The sequence below is a fragment of the [Roseibacterium] beibuensis genome (genome assembly GCF_039542305.1).
Taxonomy (GTDB): domain Bacteria; phylum Pseudomonadota; class Alphaproteobacteria; order Rhodobacterales; family Rhodobacteraceae; genus Roseibacterium; species Roseibacterium beibuensis.
Genome location: NZ_BAABHW010000005.1, coordinates 211,052 through 226,700, shown reverse-complemented (window position 1 = coordinate 226,700; position 15,649 = coordinate 211,052). Strand labels below are relative to the sequence as shown.

At 66.8% G+C, this 15,649-nt stretch carries 17 protein-coding genes; 13 read left to right on the top strand and 4 right to left on the bottom strand.

Translation table 11 applies throughout. The features are described 5' to 3' along the window. The first annotated feature begins 72 nt into the window (after window positions 1-72). From tig to ABD923_RS15965, 5 genes are all read left to right on the top strand, one after another. Entirely contained in the window at window positions 73-1,401 is a 1,329-nt protein-coding gene (gene tig / locus ABD923_RS15985; protein ID WP_259552276.1) for a trigger factor, read from the top strand. 439 nt (window positions 1,402-1,840) lie between these two features. Then, on the top strand, window positions 1,841-2,251 hold the full coding sequence (locus ABD923_RS15980; protein WP_259552280.1) for a hypothetical protein: 411 nt from the start codon (window positions 1,841-1,843) through the stop codon (window positions 2,249-2,251). Between the two features lie 46 nt (window positions 2,252-2,297). After that, window positions 2,298-2,747, top strand: coding sequence for a hypothetical protein (locus tag ABD923_RS15975; RefSeq protein WP_259552282.1), 450 nt, complete (start codon window positions 2,298-2,300; stop codon window positions 2,745-2,747). A gap of 199 nt (window positions 2,748-2,946) precedes the next feature. After that, on the top strand, window positions 2,947-4,872 hold the full coding sequence (locus tag ABD923_RS15970; RefSeq protein WP_259552284.1) for a hypothetical protein: 1,926 nt from the start codon (window positions 2,947-2,949) through the stop codon (window positions 4,870-4,872). Window positions 4,873-4,993: 121 nt separating this feature from the next. Further along, window positions 4,994-5,449, top strand: coding sequence for a hypothetical protein (locus ABD923_RS15965; protein WP_259552286.1), 456 nt, complete (start codon window positions 4,994-4,996; stop codon window positions 5,447-5,449). A gap of 76 nt (window positions 5,450-5,525) precedes the next feature. Here ABD923_RS15965 and ABD923_RS15960 read toward each other — a convergent pair whose 3' ends face one another. From ABD923_RS15960 to rpsF, 4 genes are all read right to left on the bottom strand, one after another. Then, a complete protein-coding gene (locus ABD923_RS15960; RefSeq protein ID WP_405048328.1) occupies window positions 5,526-6,749 on the bottom strand; it encodes a PQQ-dependent sugar dehydrogenase in 1,224 nt (407 codons plus the stop codon). A 179-nt stretch (window positions 6,750-6,928) separates the two neighbouring features. Continuing rightward, window positions 6,929-7,558, bottom strand: a complete 630-nt coding sequence (rplI, locus tag ABD923_RS15955; RefSeq protein ID WP_259552287.1) for a 50S ribosomal protein L9 — start codon at window positions 7,556-7,558, stop codon at window positions 6,929-6,931. A gap of 12 nt (window positions 7,559-7,570) precedes the next feature. Next, window positions 7,571-7,798: a 30S ribosomal protein S18 gene (gene rpsR, locus ABD923_RS15950; protein WP_222186896.1), complete on the bottom strand. Its 228-nt coding sequence runs from the start codon at window positions 7,796-7,798 to the stop codon at window positions 7,571-7,573. A 15-nt stretch (window positions 7,799-7,813) separates the two neighbouring features. Continuing rightward, window positions 7,814-8,167, bottom strand: a complete 354-nt coding sequence (gene rpsF / locus ABD923_RS15945; RefSeq protein ID WP_222186897.1) for a 30S ribosomal protein S6 — start codon at window positions 8,165-8,167, stop codon at window positions 7,814-7,816. A gap of 376 nt (window positions 8,168-8,543) precedes the next feature. Here rpsF and ABD923_RS15940 point away from each other — a divergent pair, with 376 nt between their 5' ends. The 8 genes from ABD923_RS15940 to mltG all read left to right on the top strand — a co-directional run bounded on the left by ABD923_RS15940 (window position 8,544) and on the right by mltG (window position 15,383). After that, entirely contained in the window at window positions 8,544-8,747 is a 204-nt protein-coding gene (locus ABD923_RS15940) for a hypothetical protein (protein ID WP_259552290.1), read from the top strand. Between the two features lie 215 nt (window positions 8,748-8,962). Beyond that, window positions 8,963-9,919: a hypothetical protein gene (locus ABD923_RS15935; RefSeq protein WP_259552292.1), complete on the top strand. Its 957-nt coding sequence runs from the start codon at window positions 8,963-8,965 to the stop codon at window positions 9,917-9,919. Window positions 9,920-10,008: 89 nt separating this feature from the next. Beyond that, entirely contained in the window at window positions 10,009-10,950 is a 942-nt protein-coding gene (gene fabD / locus ABD923_RS15930; RefSeq protein WP_259552293.1) for an ACP S-malonyltransferase, read from the top strand. Then, window positions 10,943-11,518, top strand: coding sequence for a hypothetical protein (locus ABD923_RS15925; protein ID WP_259552295.1), 576 nt, complete (start codon window positions 10,943-10,945; stop codon window positions 11,516-11,518). Before fabD ends, ABD923_RS15925 begins: the two co-directional genes overlap by 8 nt. Window positions 11,519-11,597: 79 nt before the next feature. Continuing rightward, window positions 11,598-12,335 (top strand): 3-oxoacyl-ACP reductase FabG, encoded by a 738-nt coding sequence (gene fabG, locus ABD923_RS15920; protein WP_259552297.1) that lies wholly within the window; start codon window positions 11,598-11,600, stop codon window positions 12,333-12,335. A gap of 211 nt (window positions 12,336-12,546) precedes the next feature. After that, window positions 12,547-12,780 carry an acyl carrier protein gene (locus ABD923_RS15915; RefSeq protein WP_222186905.1) on the top strand — a complete coding sequence of 78 codons (234 nt, stop codon included), beginning with the start codon at window positions 12,547-12,549 and terminating at the stop codon, window positions 12,778-12,780. A gap of 182 nt (window positions 12,781-12,962) precedes the next feature. Continuing rightward, window positions 12,963-14,219 (top strand): beta-ketoacyl-ACP synthase II, encoded by a 1,257-nt coding sequence (gene fabF / locus ABD923_RS15910; RefSeq protein WP_259552299.1) that lies wholly within the window; start codon window positions 12,963-12,965, stop codon window positions 14,217-14,219. Window positions 14,220-14,225: 6 nt separating this feature from the next. Continuing rightward, the gene (gene mltG, locus ABD923_RS15905; protein WP_259552300.1) at window positions 14,226-15,383 is read left to right on the top strand and encodes an endolytic transglycosylase MltG; all 1,158 of its coding nucleotides are present in this window, start codon (window positions 14,226-14,228) and stop codon (window positions 15,381-15,383) included. Window positions 15,384-15,649: the final 266 nt, after the last annotated feature.

Below are 15,649 nucleotides of genomic sequence, written 5' to 3'. Positions count from 1 at the left end.
CCCTGATTTTAAAGACCCAACGCGTGCCGCGCCGGAAAGCCCGGTTGCGGCCCCGATCCCGTGAGGACCCCTATGCAGATCACCGAGACCCTGAACGAAGGCCTCAAGCGCGAATACCAGATCACCATCACCGGTTCCGATCTGGAGGCGCGCGTGACCGAGAAACTGGCCGAGGCGCAGCCCGAGGTGCAGATGAAGGGCTTTCGCAAGGGCAAGGTGCCCATGGCGCTCCTGCGCAAGCAGTTCGGCCCCCGCGTGATGGGCGAGGCCATGCAGGAAGCCGTCGATGGCGCGATGCAGGGCCACCTCGATGAAACCGGCGACCGCCCCGCGGCCCAGCCCGAAATCAAGATGGTCAACGAGGACTGGAAAGAAGGCGACGATGTCGTCGTGTCCATGGCCTACGAAAAGCTGCCCGAGATCCCCGAGGTGGATTACAAGGCCATCAAGCTGGAGCGGATGACCGTCGCCCCCGCCGATGAGGATGTGGAGGACGCGCTGAAGAACCTTGCCGAAAGCGCGCAGAACTTCGCCACCAAGAAGGGTGGCAAGGCCGCCGATGGCGATCAGGTCGTGATCGATTTCGTCGGCAAGGTCGACGGCGAGGCCTTCGAAGGCGGCGCGGCCGAGGATTACCCGCTGGTTCTGGGCTCCAACTCCTTCATCCCCGGCTTCGAGGATCAGCTGATCGGCGTGAAGAAGGGCGAGGAAAAGGCCGTCGAGGTCACCTTCCCCGAGGAATACGGCGCCGAGCACCTCGCCGGGAAGGCCGCGGTTTTCGACGTGACCGTCAAGGAAGTGAAAAAGCCCGTCCCGGCCGAGGTCGATGACGAGCTTGCCAAGAAATACGGCGCCGAGGATCTCGACGCGCTGAAAGGCCAGATCACCGAGCGCCTGAAGGCGGAATACGCGGGCGCCGCCCGTGCGGTGATGAAGCGCAAGCTGCTCGACCAACTGGACGAGCAGGTGAGCTTCGAGCTGCCCCCCAGCCTCGTCGAGGCCGAGGCAGGCCAGATCGCCCACCAGCTGTGGCACGAGGAAAACCCCGATGTGCAGGGCCACGATCACCCCGAGATCGAGCCGACCGACGAGCACAAGAAACTGGCCGAGCGCCGCGTGAAGCTGGGCCTTCTGCTGGCCGAGCTTGGCCAGAAGAACGAGGTGCAGGTCACCGACGCCGAGATGACCCAGGCGATCATGAACCAGGCCCGTCAGTACCCGGGCCAGGAACGCGCCTTCTTCGAGTTCATCCAGCAGAATCAGGCCGCCCAGCAGCAGCTTCGCGCACCGCTCTTCGAGGACAAGGTCGTCGATTACGTCTTCGAACTGGCCGAGGTCTCCGAGAAAGAGGTCTCGAAGGACGATCTCAAGGCCGCCGTGGACGCGCTCGAAGACGAGTAAGCCCAAGGCGCCACATCAATCGCTTTTGGAAAGGCGGCCCCCAGCGGGCCGCCTTTTTTCATTGGGCTTGTGCGGTGTCTCCCCTCTGCGGGGCAGGGCGGTTCCGACCCCGCGTCAGGCGATAGCGCCGCCCCGATATTGGATAACAGCGCGCCTTGGGTGCAGGGTTTTCCCATCGCCGCCATCCCCGGCGGTGCCTTTCGGAACTCAAGACCCTTTCAACCCGATCCATTCATCACCTGATTGACACACGAGGCAGCGAAATGACTTTCAACAAGCTCTTTTTCATCGGTATCGGCCTGGGCCTGTCCCTCGGCGTGTCCGTCTCCGCGGTCCGGGCCGATACCCATTTCCATCCCCAAACTTCTGTCACCCCGGCGCACGCGCCCCTGCGCTGAGCCCTCCAAGCCCCAAGATCGAGCAGCAGAAAGACCTTCCCATGACCCGCCCCTCTCTCCTCCGCCCCGTCCTTGCCGCCGCCACTTCCATGGCCCTTCTGGCCGCGCCGGTCGCGGCAGACACCATCGTCACCTACGAGGCCGCGCCCATGGCCGTCGCCCCCGCGACCGCGCCGGTCGAGCCCACGGCAGACCCCGGCTTCTTTACGCGCATCCTGATCGCCATCGGCCTTGCGCCCGCGACCTCGCTGCGCCCGGTGGAACGCCCCGCCGCGATCGCCGCCCTGCCAGAGGCCGCCCCCCTCGGCGCGAATGTGGCGACCATCGTGCAGAACGGACAGCGCCACACGGTTCTGAGCCATGGCAGCGGGCTGGTCGCCCCCTCGGGGGACCGCGACGCGATGATCCGCGCCATCCCCCTCCCGTCGGAGGTGTTTGCCCGCCTGCGCTGAACGCGCCGCATGTCAAACAGCCCGCATTTTTGCCGGAGTTTTTCAGATGTCCCGCCTTTTTCCCCGCCGCCACCGTGCCCAGCCAATTCTGGCCGTGGCGTTGGCCGGGGCCATCCTGAGTGCGCCCGCGCAGGCGCATGACTGGTGGCCCATGACCCCGCCCCACGATCTGGAGCGCCCGCATTTCGCGTGGCCCGACCATCCGCATATGCCCCCCGCCTGGCGCACGCCCGATCCCGCCCCGCGCTGGGAGGGTTGGCCGGGCTGGTCCCACCGCAGGCCGTCTTTCCCGGCCTGGCCCTTTGCGCTGGTCCCGCCCGGCATGGCGCATCGGTTTGAGTATCAGTTCGACCCGGCCCCGCGCGCGGATCGGCCCTGGACCTCGCCCGGTCTCGAGCCGCTGGGGCGCTTGTCGGCCCTGTGCGACGCGGTCGGCGCGGATTGCTCGGCCTTTCCCTTCGGCGCGGCCCCCCACCTGGGGTGGCCACGCCACTGAAGCCAATCAGGAGACAAGGTTTTTCCTATGAGAAACCAGGACCCCGCAGTATCGTCATGGTTGCATGCAAAAGGTCAGGGTTTCCGCAATTACGACAAACACTGCGAACACATAGACTTGAAGCATCCAACAGAGACGTGAGTCCGCCGCCCATGATTTTGGCCGGAAGGCTCTCGCGCAGCGAGGAAGGAACCGAACCATGCGTCTTCTCACCCTCAGCGTGATCGGCTTTGCCGCGATGGGAGGGGCCGCCATGGCCTGTCCCAGCGGCCTGCTGGCCACCGGAGCGCAACCCTATACCAGCGACGCCGCGGCGCCGGGCAGCGTGCAGAGCTTTGCCGTCGCCGCCGGGGGCGATCAGACGCTCGATGCCTGCGGCCTTGGCGTTCTGGGCACCGGGCAGTTCCGGTCGGCCCCCGATTATTCGTTTGACATTTTCGGAATGGAAGGCCGCAACGTGACCTTCGCGGTCGAAAGCGACTGCGACCCCGCCATGCTGGTCTACACCTCGGACAGCCAGTGGCTGTTCAACGATGACACCAACGGCCTGAACCCCGCGATCACCATCGAGGACCCCGCGCAGATGACCGGGACGGTGAATGTCTGGGTCGGCACCTTTTTCGGTGGCGGATGCGACGCGACGCTGACGCTGACCAACGAGATGGCAGGCGGCGGCGAGCCCGCCCCGATGCCGGCCCCCGCGCCTGCGCCAGCACCCGCTCCGGCACCTGCTCCGGCCCCCGTGCCTGCGCCCGCTCCCGCGCCAGTTCCGGCCCCGGCTCCCGCTCCCGCACCCGCCCCGATGCCCGCCCCGGCCCCCGCGCCGATGCAGCAGGCAGTCTGCCCCAACCCCTCCATGACCGGCCAGCCGCTCAGCTTCGCCGCCGCCCAGCTTCTGCAACCGCAAAGCTTCCAGGGCATGGCGATGGGCTCGGAAACCCGCGTGAACAGCTGCCCGAACGTATCCGGCGGCGGCACCGCCACCATGGCGCCGCAATACACGATGTACCTGTCCGGCATGCAGGGCTACGAGTTGCAACTCGAAGCCAACGGGTCCTGCGACACGACGCTTCTGGCCTATGGCGCAGATGGCCAGTGGTACTACAACGACGATGGCGCAGGCAGCCTCCAGCCCCGCCTGACCATTCCGGCCTCGGCCGCCAATGGCCAGCTCAATGTCTGGGTCGGCACCTTCGGCGGTGGACAGAGCTGCCCGGCGACGATCACCGCGCAGGCCATCCCGCTGGCACCGCCCGCGCCGCAAAGCTGCCCGAACCCGACGATCGCGGGCCCGGCGCTGACCTTCACCGCGGGCCAACTGATCCAGCCGCAAGCCTTCACGCTGACCGCCATGGGCTCTGAAACCCGCGTCTCGGAATGCCCAGGCGTCCAGGGTGGCGGCACCGCCACCATCGCACCGCAGACGAGCCTCTACCTGTCGGGCATGCAGGGCTACAGCCTGCAACTCGAAGCCAACGGCTCCTGCGATACCACGCTTCTGGTGCATGGTGCCGACGGCCAGTGGTATTACAACGACGACGGTGCCGGCAGCCTTCAGCCCCGCCTCGACGTGCCCCAGCAGGCGCTGAACGGCCGGGTGGATGTCTGGGTCGGCACCTTCGGCGGCCAAAGCTGCCCGGCGACCTTCACCCTGCAGGCCATGCCGACGGTGCAGCCGCAGCCGATGCCGCAGCCCATGCCGCAGCCCATCGGCGGATGCCCCAACCCGCAGCTTCAGGGCATGGTCATCTCGTCGACCGGCTCGGACCTCTATGGCCCCGACACGTTCCAGACCATGGCCGGAGGCAGCACGCCGCTTTCCAACTGTGCCGGTCTGCCGGGGCGTGGCTATGCCAATGCCGCGCCGAACTTCACCATGTATCTCAGCGATATGGCCTCTTACGGGCGGCTCGAGATCGAGGTGAACTCCGACTGCGACACCACCCTTCTGGTCCGTGACGCCTTTGGTCAGTGGCATTTTGACGATGACTCGGGCGGCAGCCTTACGCCGGAGCTGAACCTGACCAACACGCAGGCCCTGAACGGCCGGGTGGATGTCTGGGTCGGCACCTATGGCGGGACCAGCTGCCCGGCCAGTGTCGAGTTCGAAACCTGGAACTTCTGAGGAAGCGCCCCGACAAAAGGGCCTGGGCCGCCGCCCCGACAGCGGCCCCGGCCACCCCCGAACCGGACCTGAGCCTGGGTCCACCAACGAACAACACGTCTAAGTCCAAGGATATCTTCCCATGAAACGTCTTCTCGCCGCCGTCCTTTTCCTCATCGGCATGACCGGCATCGCGACCGCTTGTCCCAACTGGCAGCTTCCCGGTGTCCAATCCTATTACACCACCGGCCAGGACCTCTGGACGCCGAACAGCTACTCGGTCACCGCCGGGGGCGACCAGTACCTGCGCAACTGTGGGTTCAACCACTCGGGCTATGTCATCTCGCGTCCCGATTTCGAATTCCAGATCGACGGTCTGCAGGGCTACAACCGCCTGAACATCCGCGCCGTGGGCAGCTGCGACACCGTCCTGCTGGTCAACGACTCGACCGGCGGCTGGTGGTTCAACGATGACGGGCTGGGCAACCTGAACCCCTCGATCGACGTCTACAACCCGGTCAACGGCGTGTGGGACGTCTGGGTCGGCACCTACGGCACCGGCTACTGCTCGGCCACGCTGACGCTCGAAACCTTCTGATCCAAGACGGTCGGACATGCGAACGGCCCGCCGAGTGGCGGGCCGTTTTGCGTTTCAGACGTGAAGCGCGGTCCGATCAGTCCTCGCGCACCAGGCGCACCAGCGGCGCATCGGGCAGGTCCAGCACGGTCAGGATCGCGCCGTCTTCGTCCACGGCCATGTCGCGCACGCGGCCGATCCCCCGCATCAGCCATTCCTCGCCCGCGACCGTGTCGCCGTTCAGGTCCAGCCGCACGACAGAGGCCGCGACCAACCCCGAGGCGAGAATATCGCCCTGCCATTCGGGGAACATCTCGCCCTCGTAGAACACCATGCCACCGGGCGCGATCACCGGGTCCCAGTAATGGCGCGGCTCGACGAAGGCCGGCGCGTGGGCGGTCTGCCCGGTGCCGATGGGCGTGCCGTCGTAGTTCACGCCATAGGTCACGATGGGCCAGCCGTAATTCGCCCCCGCCTCGATCAGGTTCAGCTCGTCCCCGCCCGCCGGGCCATGCTCGATGGTCCACAACGCGCCCGTCTCGGGGTGCAACGCCGCGCCCTGCACGTTGCGATGGCCCAGCGTCCAGATCTCGCCCAGGGCCGCATCCGCCTCGACGAAGGGGTTGTCACCGGGCACGTCGCCCTCGGGCGTCACGCGCACCACCTTGCCATATGTGGTCGAAACCGCCTGCGCGAGGTCCCGCTCGGCGCGGGTGGAATGCTCGCCCGTGGTGATGAAGACATGGCCGTCCCCGGTTGGCACGACGCGGCTGCCGAAATGCATGGGCGAGGGGGAGGCGGGCGATTGCACGAAGATGTCTTCGACTTCGCCCAAGACCGTCATGTCCTCGGACAAGCGGGCGCGGGCGGCGGCGATGGCCGTCATGCCGTCGCCCATCGGGCGCGCATAGGTCAGGTAGATCACCCGGCTGTCTTCGAAATCCGGCGCGATGGCCACGTCGAGCAAGCCGCCCTGCCTGCGGGCGTCCACCTCGGGCACGCCGCTGATCGGGTCCGAGATCTCGCCGTCGCGGGTGATATGGCGCAACCGGCCCGGGCGCTCGGTCACGAGATAGCCCGCTCCGTTCGGCAGCACTTCGACCGCCCAGGGGTGCTCCAGCCCCGTCGCCACATCCTGCCGTGCCAGCGTCAGGTCGCTGATCTGTTCCGGTGCGTCGGTCTGTCCCGCAAAGGCCGGCTCGGCCGAGGGCAGGTTCTCGCCGCCCTCCACGACGGGGGCCTGGGCGAGGGCGGGCAGGGCTATCAGCCCCGCCATGGAGAGCGAGAAGATCGGGCGAAAGAGGGTCGTGCGCATGCGCATGATCGGTATGTCCTTTCTGCGAGGGATCGTATTCGTTCACACCCAACATGGCCCAGCATGGGCCAGTTCCCGCCGCTCACGCAATCGTTGGATCGGCGCGAGGACCCGGACGCCTTGCGCAACGAAAAAGGCCGCCCCCGAAGGAGCGGCCTGATCGTGTCGCGCGGAGGGGCTGAGGATCAGTCCTCGTCGCCCTCGGCTTCGGTCGCCTCGGCGGCCGGGGCTTGGGCGCCCTCGTCGTCCTCGTCCAGCTGCGCGGCGCCGATATCGTCGAAGAGTTCCGCGATCTCGAACTCCGCGGCGGCTTCTTCCTCGGCGGCCAGTTCCTGGATCGACTTGCCCGACGCCTGCAGCTCGGCCTCTTCGGGCGAGCGGGCGACGTTCAGTTCGATATTCGCCTCGACCTCGGGGTGCAGGACGACATGCACGCTGTGCAGGCCCAGTTCCTTGATCGGACGCGACAGGACGACCTGCTTGCGGTCGACGCTGAAGCCGGCCTCGGTTGCGGCCTCGGCGGCGTCACGGGTCGAGACCGACCCGTAGAGCGCACCGGCGTCCGATGCCGAGCGGATGATGACGAACTGCTGACCGTCCAGCTTTTCGGCGAGGCTTTCGGCCTCTTTCTTGCTTTCGAGGTTGCGGGCCTCGAGCTGGGCTTTCTGCTGCTCGAACGCGGCGAGGTTCATCTCGTTCGCGCGCAGGGCCTTCTTCTGCGGCAGCAGGTAGTTGCGGGCGTAGCCGTCCTTGACCGAGACGACCTCGCCCATCTGGCCCAGCTTGGCCACGCGTTCCAGAAGGATAACGTCCATGACTTGGGCTCCTTATTTCACGCTGTAGGGCAGGAGCGCCAGGAACCGGGCACGCTTGATCGCCTTGGCGAGCTTGCGCTGGTTCTTGGCGCCCACGGCGGTGATGCGGGCAGGCACGATCTTGCCGCGCTCGGAAATGTAGCGCTGCAGGAGGCGGGTGTCCTTGTAGTCGATCTTGGGGGCGTTCTCGCCCTCGAACGGATCGGTCTTGCGGCGACGGAAAAACGGTTTGGCTGCCATTGTCCTGTCCTCTCCTTAGCGGCGTTCGCGGCGCGTTTCGCGCTCGTCGCGTTTCTGCATCTGAACCGAGGGGCCCTCGTCATGCTCGTCGACCTTGATGGTCATGACGCGCATCACGTCGTCATGCAGGCGCATCAGGCGCTCCATCTCCTGCACGGCCGTCGCCGGGGCGTCGGTGCGCATGTAGGCATAGTGGCCCTTGCGGTTCTTGTTGATCTTGTAGGCCATGGTCTTGACACCCCAGTACTCGGTGCCGACCACTTCGCCGCCATTGTCCTTGAGGACGGTGCCGAAATGCTCGATCAGGCCTTCGGCTTGCGCGTTCGACAGGTCCTGACGCGCAATGAACACATGCTCATAGAGAGCCATGTCATCTCCAGTGCTGTTTCGGGCGTCTTTCAAAGGCCGGATGCTTCCATCTCCGCCCCCCGGCCACGAGGGAGCACGCCGTTCAGATTGACTTGGCGGAGATTGCGCCGCGTATACGCCCGTGCAGGCAGGATGGCAAGTCCCGCGCGGCACCGCTGTGTCGCCCTTGGCCCTGGTCGGCCGGCCCGGCGCGCGCGGGCCACATCTTGGGGTCGAACCGGCGCCTTCCCCATAGATGCCATTCTTTTGCCGCAAGCCGGCCCAAATCGTGCCGCGATCTGCCCCTATATTGCCCAAATCGGGTCTGCCAACCCGACCGTTTCGCGTCTCGAGTCTGCAGCCGCCGTGCTGCGTTACCTGGGAAAGGAGATGCCCCATGCGCGTTGCGCGGTTCATCTGGCGCCAGGATGGCGTCGTCACGGTCGATTGGGTCGTTCTTCTGGGCGCGCTCACGGTGGCCGGGTTGTTGGTGCTCAGCATGATGACGGGTTCGCTCGGCGATCACTCGACCACCGTCGCCAGTGAATTGCAGGATCCGCATTTCAACACGACCTGGACCTTGCCGGTCGAGCCCGACTGACGCCACGGCGACAAGGCCGGCCTCCGGACCGGTTTCCTGCCCGTATCGCGCCGTCCCGGAGCCGTTCGGGGCGAAAACCATGACGTCTCCGCACCCCTGCCGCAATTCAGCCCGATTTCCCGGAGATTTTCGCCTCCATGACTATGTGCGCCCCCGACCGATGATCGTCGGGCGCGATTCTGGAGGTATTGCCCGTGACACGCCGGCTCAGCACCATGACCCGTTTCATCGAAGCCGAAGATGGGGGCGTCGCCACCATCGACTGGCTGGTGCTGCTGGGCGCCTTGACCACCTCGGGCCTGATCGTGTTCGACATGGGTATCGGCACGATGACCGATCACACCGGCAATGTGCGCGACGAGATCCAGGGCGAGGAATTCGTCTCGGACTGGGATGAGTATATTCCCGTTGCCGCCGATCCGGTGGATGACGGGTCCCAGTCGGGCAGTGGCAACAACGGTCATGGCAACGACTATGACCATTGCGATGCGTCCAACCCCGGCAACGCGCATTGGTGCTGGGGCGATTTCACGGATGATGACGGGGCTCCCGCGGGACAGGACGGCGGCGATACCGATGTCGGGGTTGTCGATCCCGTGACGGACCCCGACCCCGACCCGGGGACGGATCCCGACCCGACCACGGATCCCGATCCGACCACCGACCCCGGCACCGACCCGGGCGATGGCGGCGGCACCACCGACCCCGACCCGGTGACGGACCCCGACCCCTACAACCCGGCGACCCCCGTCGTCGGCTGCCCGAGCACCGATTACCTCGGCGATCCCTATGCCAATAACGGTCCCGATCTCGAAGACGACCAGATGTGGATCACAAATGTCAGTGCTGGCGGCGCCACCCATCTCAACCAATGCTCCGGGATCGACGGAACCGGCTATTTCTACGCCGATCCCACCATCTCGCTGACCCTGTCCGACATGGATGATTTCCGCCGCCTCGAAGTGAGCCTCTACAGCGATTGCGACACGACCCTGCTGATCCGCGATACCAACGGCACCTACTATTTCGACGACGACAGCGGTTCTGGCCTCAATTCACGCCTGCGCCTGTACGATATGTCGGCGCTGAACGGGCAGGTCGATATCTATATCGGCACTTACGGCGGGGGCACCTGCGACGACGTGGATATCCGCATCCGCCTCAAGGACTGAGCCTGCCGCCCCGCTTGCCGATTGCCCCGGCGCAGGCTTTGCGATAGCCCCCTCGGTCAAGTGATTGACCGCCCGAGGGAGAGCATACCATGACCCGCGCTTTCATCTTCCCCGGCCAGGGGGCCCAGACCATCGGTATGGGACGCGACCTGGCCGAGGCCTATCCCGAGGCCCGCGCCGTTTTCGACGAGGTGGACGCCGCGCTGGGCGAAAAACTCTCGACCCTGATCTGGGAGGGCGAGCAGGACGACCTGACGCTCACCCGCAACGCCCAGCCCGCGCTGATGGCGACCTCGATGGCCGCGATGGCAGCACTGCGGGCCGAAGGGATCGAGGTCGGCCGCGCGGCCTATGTCGCAGGTCACTCGCTGGGCGAATATTCCGCGCTGGCCGCCGCAGGCGCGCTCAGCATCGGCGATGCCGCGCGGCTTCTGCGCGTCCGGGGCGAGGCGATGCAACAGGCCGTTCCGGCGGGCGAGGGCGCGATGGCCGCGCTTCTGGGCCTCGATTTCGACACCGCGACCGCGGTCGCCGCCGAGGCCGCGCAAGGCGAGATCTGCGAAGCCGCCAATGACAACGACCCGGCGCAGGTCGTGATCTCGGGCCACCGCGAGGCCGTTGCCCGCGCGACCGAGATCGCCAAGGAGCGCGGCGCCAAGCGCGCGGTGATGCTGCCCGTCTCCGCCCCGTTCCACTGCGCCCTGATGCAGCCCGCCGCCGACGCCATGGCCAAGGCGCTGGCCGAGGTCGACATGAACGCCCCCGTCGTGCCGCTGGTCGGCAATGTCACCGCGCAGGCCGAAAGCTCGCCCACCGTGATCCGCACCAACCTCGTCGCGCAGGTGACGGGCCGCGTCCGCTGGCGCGAAAGCGTGATGTGGATGGCCGCCCATGGCGTGACCGAGATGTGGGAGATCGGCGCGGGCAAGGCCCTGTCGGGCATGGTCAAGCGCATCGACCGCGCCGTGGCGACCCGCGCCGTCAGCACCCCCGACGAGGTGAAGGCCGCCGCCGCCGCGCTCGATGCGTAAAAGGCTCCTTTTCTGGGCGCTCGGCCTTGTCGTGGCCGTGGGCGGCACCGCCGCGTTGCTGGTGCTTGCCATGGCGGGGGCGACGACATTCCGCGTCGAGGATGGCACGCGGCTCCATGTCGAGGGCAAGATCACCGGCGCCAGCACCGAACGTGTCACCAACCTGCTGGAGCAGCACCCCGGCCTGACCGAGGTGGTTCTGGGCGACATCATCGGCACCGATGACGCCAACTGGCTGCTGGCCATCGGCTACCATTTCCGCAATGCCGGGCTGACGACGCGGGCGGTCGGCACGCTGGACAATGACGCGATCCTGCTGTGGCTGGCGGGGGTTGAACGGCGGATCGACGGCGGCACCTTGCGCGTCACCGATGCCGAAAGCGCGCGTGAGCTTGGCCTTCCATTCGACCGCACCCCGGTCGCGGCGGCTGAACGGCGGCGCTTTTCCACCGCGATCCTCGGCGACGAGGGGGTCGCCCTCGCCATCGAGGCGCTGCGGGCCGAGGGCGGTCTTCACCTGCTGGAGCCGGACAGCGCCCTGATCCGCCCGCTTCTGGCGGCTGACTAGGCGCGGCGGCCCGGGCTATGGAACGCCGCGCCGCGACCTGCTAGGGAAAGCCGCAAATCCACGGAGCGGAGGCACGGGTATGTTCGAGCTGAATGGGAAAACGGCGCTGGTCACCGGCGCATCGGGCGGCATCGGGGCCGAGGTGGCGCGCGCGCTGCATGCGGCGGGCGCAACGGTGGGCCTGTCGGGCACGCGGGTCGAACCGCTGGAGGCGCTGGCCGCCGATCTGGCCGAGCGCGCCCATGTCCTGCCCTGCAACCTCTCGGACGCGCAGGCGGTCGAGGCGCTCCCGAAACAGGCCGTCGAGGCGATGGGATCGCTCGATATCCTCGTGAACAATGCCGGGATCACCCGCGATAACCTGTTCATGCGCATGTCCGACGAGGAATGGGCGCAGGTGCTCGACGTGAACCTGACCGCCGCCATGCGCCTGTGCCGCGGCGCGTTGCGCGGCATGATGAAGGCCCGCTGGGGCCGCATCGTGAACATCACCTCGGTCGTGGGCACCACCGGCAACCCGGGGCAGGGCAACTACGCCGCCGCCAAGGCCGGCATGGTCGGCATGTCCAAATCGCTCGCCTACGAGGTCGCCAGCCGCGGCATCACCGTGAACTGCGTCGCGCCGGGCTTCATCGAAACGGCGATGACGGACAAGCTCAACGACGACCAGAAGGGCAAGATCCTGTCGCAGATCCCCGCGGGCCGCATGGGCAGCCCCGCCGAGATCGCGTCGGCCGTGCTCTACCTCGCCAGCGCCGAGGCGGGCTACGTCACGGGCGCCACGCTGCATGTCAACGGCGGCATGGCAATGATCTGAGCCGGGGGATGGGGGTCTGACGCGGCGTCAATTTGCCCGGCTCTCCCCATTGCCTTCGAAAAAATCTGTGATATGAGCGGCGCAGATTTGCCGGGGGCATATTGTTTCCCGGTCGGCCCCCTCGGGGGCGAGTGAGCGGCCGGAGAGGCAGAACGCAAACCTAGAGCGCCCGAAGAGACGAGGGGCGCGACCAAGGAATGAGGACATCAAGATGAGCGACGTCGCAGATCGCGTGAAGAAAATCGTTGTCGAGCACCTGAGCGTGGAAGAGGACAAGGTGACCGAGAACGCCTCGTTCATCGACGACCTGGGTGCCGACTCGCTGGACACGGTCGAGCTGGTCATGGCCTTCGAGGAAGAGTTCGGCATCGAGATCCCCGATGACGCCGCCGAGACGATCCAGACCTTCGGCGACGCGGTCAAGTTCATCAAGGAAGCGCAGTAGGCGCCTGTCCTGATCGAAGTTCGGAAAACGGCGTCCCATTCGGGGCGCCGTTTTTCGTTTCCGACCGGATTTCGTTTGCAGGGCAAGCGCATCCTTGCCGAGGTCAGGTCGGGCAGGGGATTGCCCCCGGTCCCCCTCTGGCGGTATCAGGGCGCGGAGTTTCGAACGAAGGGGCGAGAAACATGCGTCGAGTGGTTGTGACGGGGCTGGGGCTGGTGACGCCGCTGGCCTGCGGGGTCGAGGAAACCTGGTCGCGTCTGTTGGCCGGAGAGTCGGGCGCAGGCCCGATCACGCGGTTCGACACGACGGGCTATGGCACCACCTATGCCTGCGAATTGCCGCGCGGGGACGGGTCGAACGGCACCTTCAATCCCGACGACTGGATGGAGCCCAAGGAACAGCGCAAGGTCGATGAGTTCATCCTCTACGGCCTCGCCGCCGCCGACCAGGCGATCAGGGATGCGGGCTGGTCGCCCGAAGACACCGACGCGCTGGAGCGCACCGGCGTTCTGATCGGCTCGGGCATCGGGGGGTTGAGCTCCATCGCCGACACCTCGATCACCCTGAACGAGAAGGGGCCGCGCCGCGTGTCGCCTTTCTTCGTGCCGGGCGCGCTGATCAACCTCGTCTCCGGGCAGGTCTCGATCCGCTACGGCTTCAAGGGGCCGAACCATGCCGTCGTCACCGCCTGCTCGACCGGGGCGCATGCCATCGGCGACGCGGCCCGCCTGATCCAGTGGGGCGATGCCGACGTGATGGTCGCGGGCGGCGCGGAGTCGCCGATCTGCGGCATCGGCATCGCGGGGTTCAACGCCTGCAAGGCGCTCTCGACCAAACGCGCCGACGATCCGACCAAGGCCTCGCGCCCCTGGGATGCCGACAGCGACGGCTTCGTCATGGGCGAGGGCGCGGGCATCGTCGTGCTGGAGGAATACGAACACGCCAAGGCGCGCGGCGCCAGGATCTACGGCGAGATCCTGGGCTACGGCCTGTCGGGCGACGCCTATCACATCACCGCCCCGCCGCCCGATCACGAAGGCGCCGAGCGCGCCATGCGCGCGGCGCTGAAACGCGCGGGGCTACAGGCCTCCGATATCGACTATGTCAACGCGCATGGCACCTCGACCATGGCCGACACGATCGAACTGGCCGCCGTCGAGCGTGTGATGGGCGATCACGCCTCCAAGGTGCTGATGTCCTCGACCAAGTCGATGACCGGACACCTTCTGGGGGCTGCCGGCGCGATCGAGGCGATCTTTTGCATCCTCGCCCTGCGCGACCAGGTGGCCCCGCCCACCATCAACCTCGACAACCCCGCCGCCGAGACGCCGATCAACCTCTGCGCCAATGCGGCGGTCAAGGCCGAGATCAACACGGTGCAATCCAACAGCTTCGGCTTCGGCGGCACCAATGCCTGCCTCATCATGGGCAAGGTGTAACCGGCCATGTGGAAATCCGTTGCCGCGAACGGGATAAGCTTTCTGATCGTGGCGCTGATCGCGCTGGCGGGCGTCATCGGCTGGGGACAGCACCAGTTCGAGGCCGAGGGCCCGCTCGATCAGCCGGTCTTCTACGAGGTGCCGCGCGGCGCCTCGCTGTCCGAGGTCTCGGCCGGGCTGGAAGAGGCGGGCGCCATCACCAATGCCATGATCTTCCGCCTCGGCACCGAGTATGCCGACCGCGCGGGCGACCTGCGCTTCGGCAATTACGAGATCCCGGCCGGCGCCTCCATGGCCGAGATCCTCGATATCGTGACCACCGGCGGTCCCTCGACCTTCCGCTACCTCGCCACCTACGTCCTGCGCATCGACGGCACGGGCGAGCTGCGCCTGCGCGAACGCGTGCCGGGGGAAGAGGCGCTGCGCGAACTGGCCGATTTCTCCTATGACGACGAGATCCCCGCGATCTACCGCGAACTGGTCGAGAGCGACTCGATCAATTTCTACCGCGTGGCGATCCCCGAGGGCCTGACCAGCTGGCAGATCGTCGAGGGGTTGAACCGCGCCGATTTCCTGACCGGCGAGGTGACCGAGATCCCGCCCGAGGGGATGCTGGCCCCCGACACCTACGAGATGCGCCGCGGGGCAGACCGCAACGAGTTGCTGGCCCAGATGCAGGAGGCGCAGGCGGCGATCCTGGCCGAGGCATGGGAGAACCGCGTCGACGGCCTGCCGCTGGCCAGCCCGGAAGAGGCGCTGATCCTCGCCTCGATCATCGAGAAGGAAACCGGCGTGCCCGAGGAACGGCGGCAGGTGGCCTCGGTTTTCGTCAACCGCCTGAACCGCGGCATGCGCCTGCAGACCGACCCGACGGTGATCTATGGAATCACGAACGGGCAGGGCGTGCTGGGACGGGGGATTCGCGCCTCGGAACTGCGGGCCGAGACGCCCTACAACACCTATGTCATCGACGGTCTGCCGCCCACGCCCATCGCCAACCCGGGCCGCGCGGCGATCGAGGCGGCGCTGGACCCCGACGAAACGCCCTACGTGTTCTTCGTCGCCGATGGCACGGGCGGGCATGCCTTTGCCGAGACATTGGCCGAGCATAACGAGAATGTCGCCCGCTGGCGGCAGATCGAGGCCGAGCGCGCCAACCAGTGAAATCAAGGGCTTGGCCCTGGACGGGTCGCGCGCGGGCGGGGTCTTGACCCCCGCCCGCGCGCGGCGGCCTGTGGCCGCTTTTCGAGTTTTCTTGCCAAGATGAAGCAGGGGCCGGGTTAACAGGTCGTTACCGTGCGGTGCGTGTGTTAACCATTTGAAAACACAAAAACTCTTGACCCTGCGCACGGTCCATGGCACCTCTTTAGGCACGCTGGATGACGTGGGTGAACGGCCCGGGGGAAACCCTTGGGGCCGTTTTTTCATGT

Bases quoted from the DNA above. Each gene is read 5' to 3' on its own strand.
- tig (WP_259552276.1), top strand. From the start codon at position 73: ATGCAGATCACCGAGACCCTGAACGAAGGCCTCAAGCGCGAATACCAG.
- ABD923_RS15980 (WP_259552280.1), top strand. From the start codon at position 1,841: ATGACCCGCCCCTCTCTCCTCCGCCCCGTCCTTGCCGCCGCCACTTCC.
- ABD923_RS15975 (WP_259552282.1), top strand. From the start codon at position 2,298: ATGTCCCGCCTTTTTCCCCGCCGCCACCGTGCCCAGCCAATTCTGGCC.
- ABD923_RS15970 (WP_259552284.1), top strand. From the start codon at position 2,947: ATGCGTCTTCTCACCCTCAGCGTGATCGGCTTTGCCGCGATGGGAGGG.
- ABD923_RS15965 (WP_259552286.1), top strand. From the start codon at position 4,994: ATGAAACGTCTTCTCGCCGCCGTCCTTTTCCTCATCGGCATGACCGGC.
- ABD923_RS15960 (WP_405048328.1), bottom strand. From the start codon at position 6,749: ATGCGCATGCGCACGACCCTCTTTCGCCCGATCTTCTCGCTCTCCATG.
- rplI (WP_259552287.1), bottom strand. From the start codon at position 7,558: ATGGACGTTATCCTTCTGGAACGCGTGGCCAAGCTGGGCCAGATGGGC.
- rpsR (WP_222186896.1), bottom strand. From the start codon at position 7,798: ATGGCAGCCAAACCGTTTTTCCGTCGCCGCAAGACCGATCCGTTCGAG.
- rpsF (WP_222186897.1), bottom strand. From the start codon at position 8,167: ATGGCTCTCTATGAGCATGTGTTCATTGCGCGTCAGGACCTGTCGAAC.
- ABD923_RS15940 (WP_259552290.1), top strand. From the start codon at position 8,544: ATGCGCGTTGCGCGGTTCATCTGGCGCCAGGATGGCGTCGTCACGGTC.
- ABD923_RS15935 (WP_259552292.1), top strand. From the start codon at position 8,963: ATGACCCGTTTCATCGAAGCCGAAGATGGGGGCGTCGCCACCATCGAC.
- fabD (WP_259552293.1), top strand. From the start codon at position 10,009: ATGACCCGCGCTTTCATCTTCCCCGGCCAGGGGGCCCAGACCATCGGT.
- ABD923_RS15925 (WP_259552295.1), top strand. From the start codon at position 10,943: ATGCGTAAAAGGCTCCTTTTCTGGGCGCTCGGCCTTGTCGTGGCCGTG.
- fabG (WP_259552297.1), top strand. From the start codon at position 11,598: ATGTTCGAGCTGAATGGGAAAACGGCGCTGGTCACCGGCGCATCGGGC.
- ABD923_RS15915 (WP_222186905.1), top strand. From the start codon at position 12,547: ATGAGCGACGTCGCAGATCGCGTGAAGAAAATCGTTGTCGAGCACCTG.
- fabF (WP_259552299.1), top strand. From the start codon at position 12,963: ATGCGTCGAGTGGTTGTGACGGGGCTGGGGCTGGTGACGCCGCTGGCC.
- mltG (WP_259552300.1), top strand. From the start codon at position 14,226: ATGTGGAAATCCGTTGCCGCGAACGGGATAAGCTTTCTGATCGTGGCG.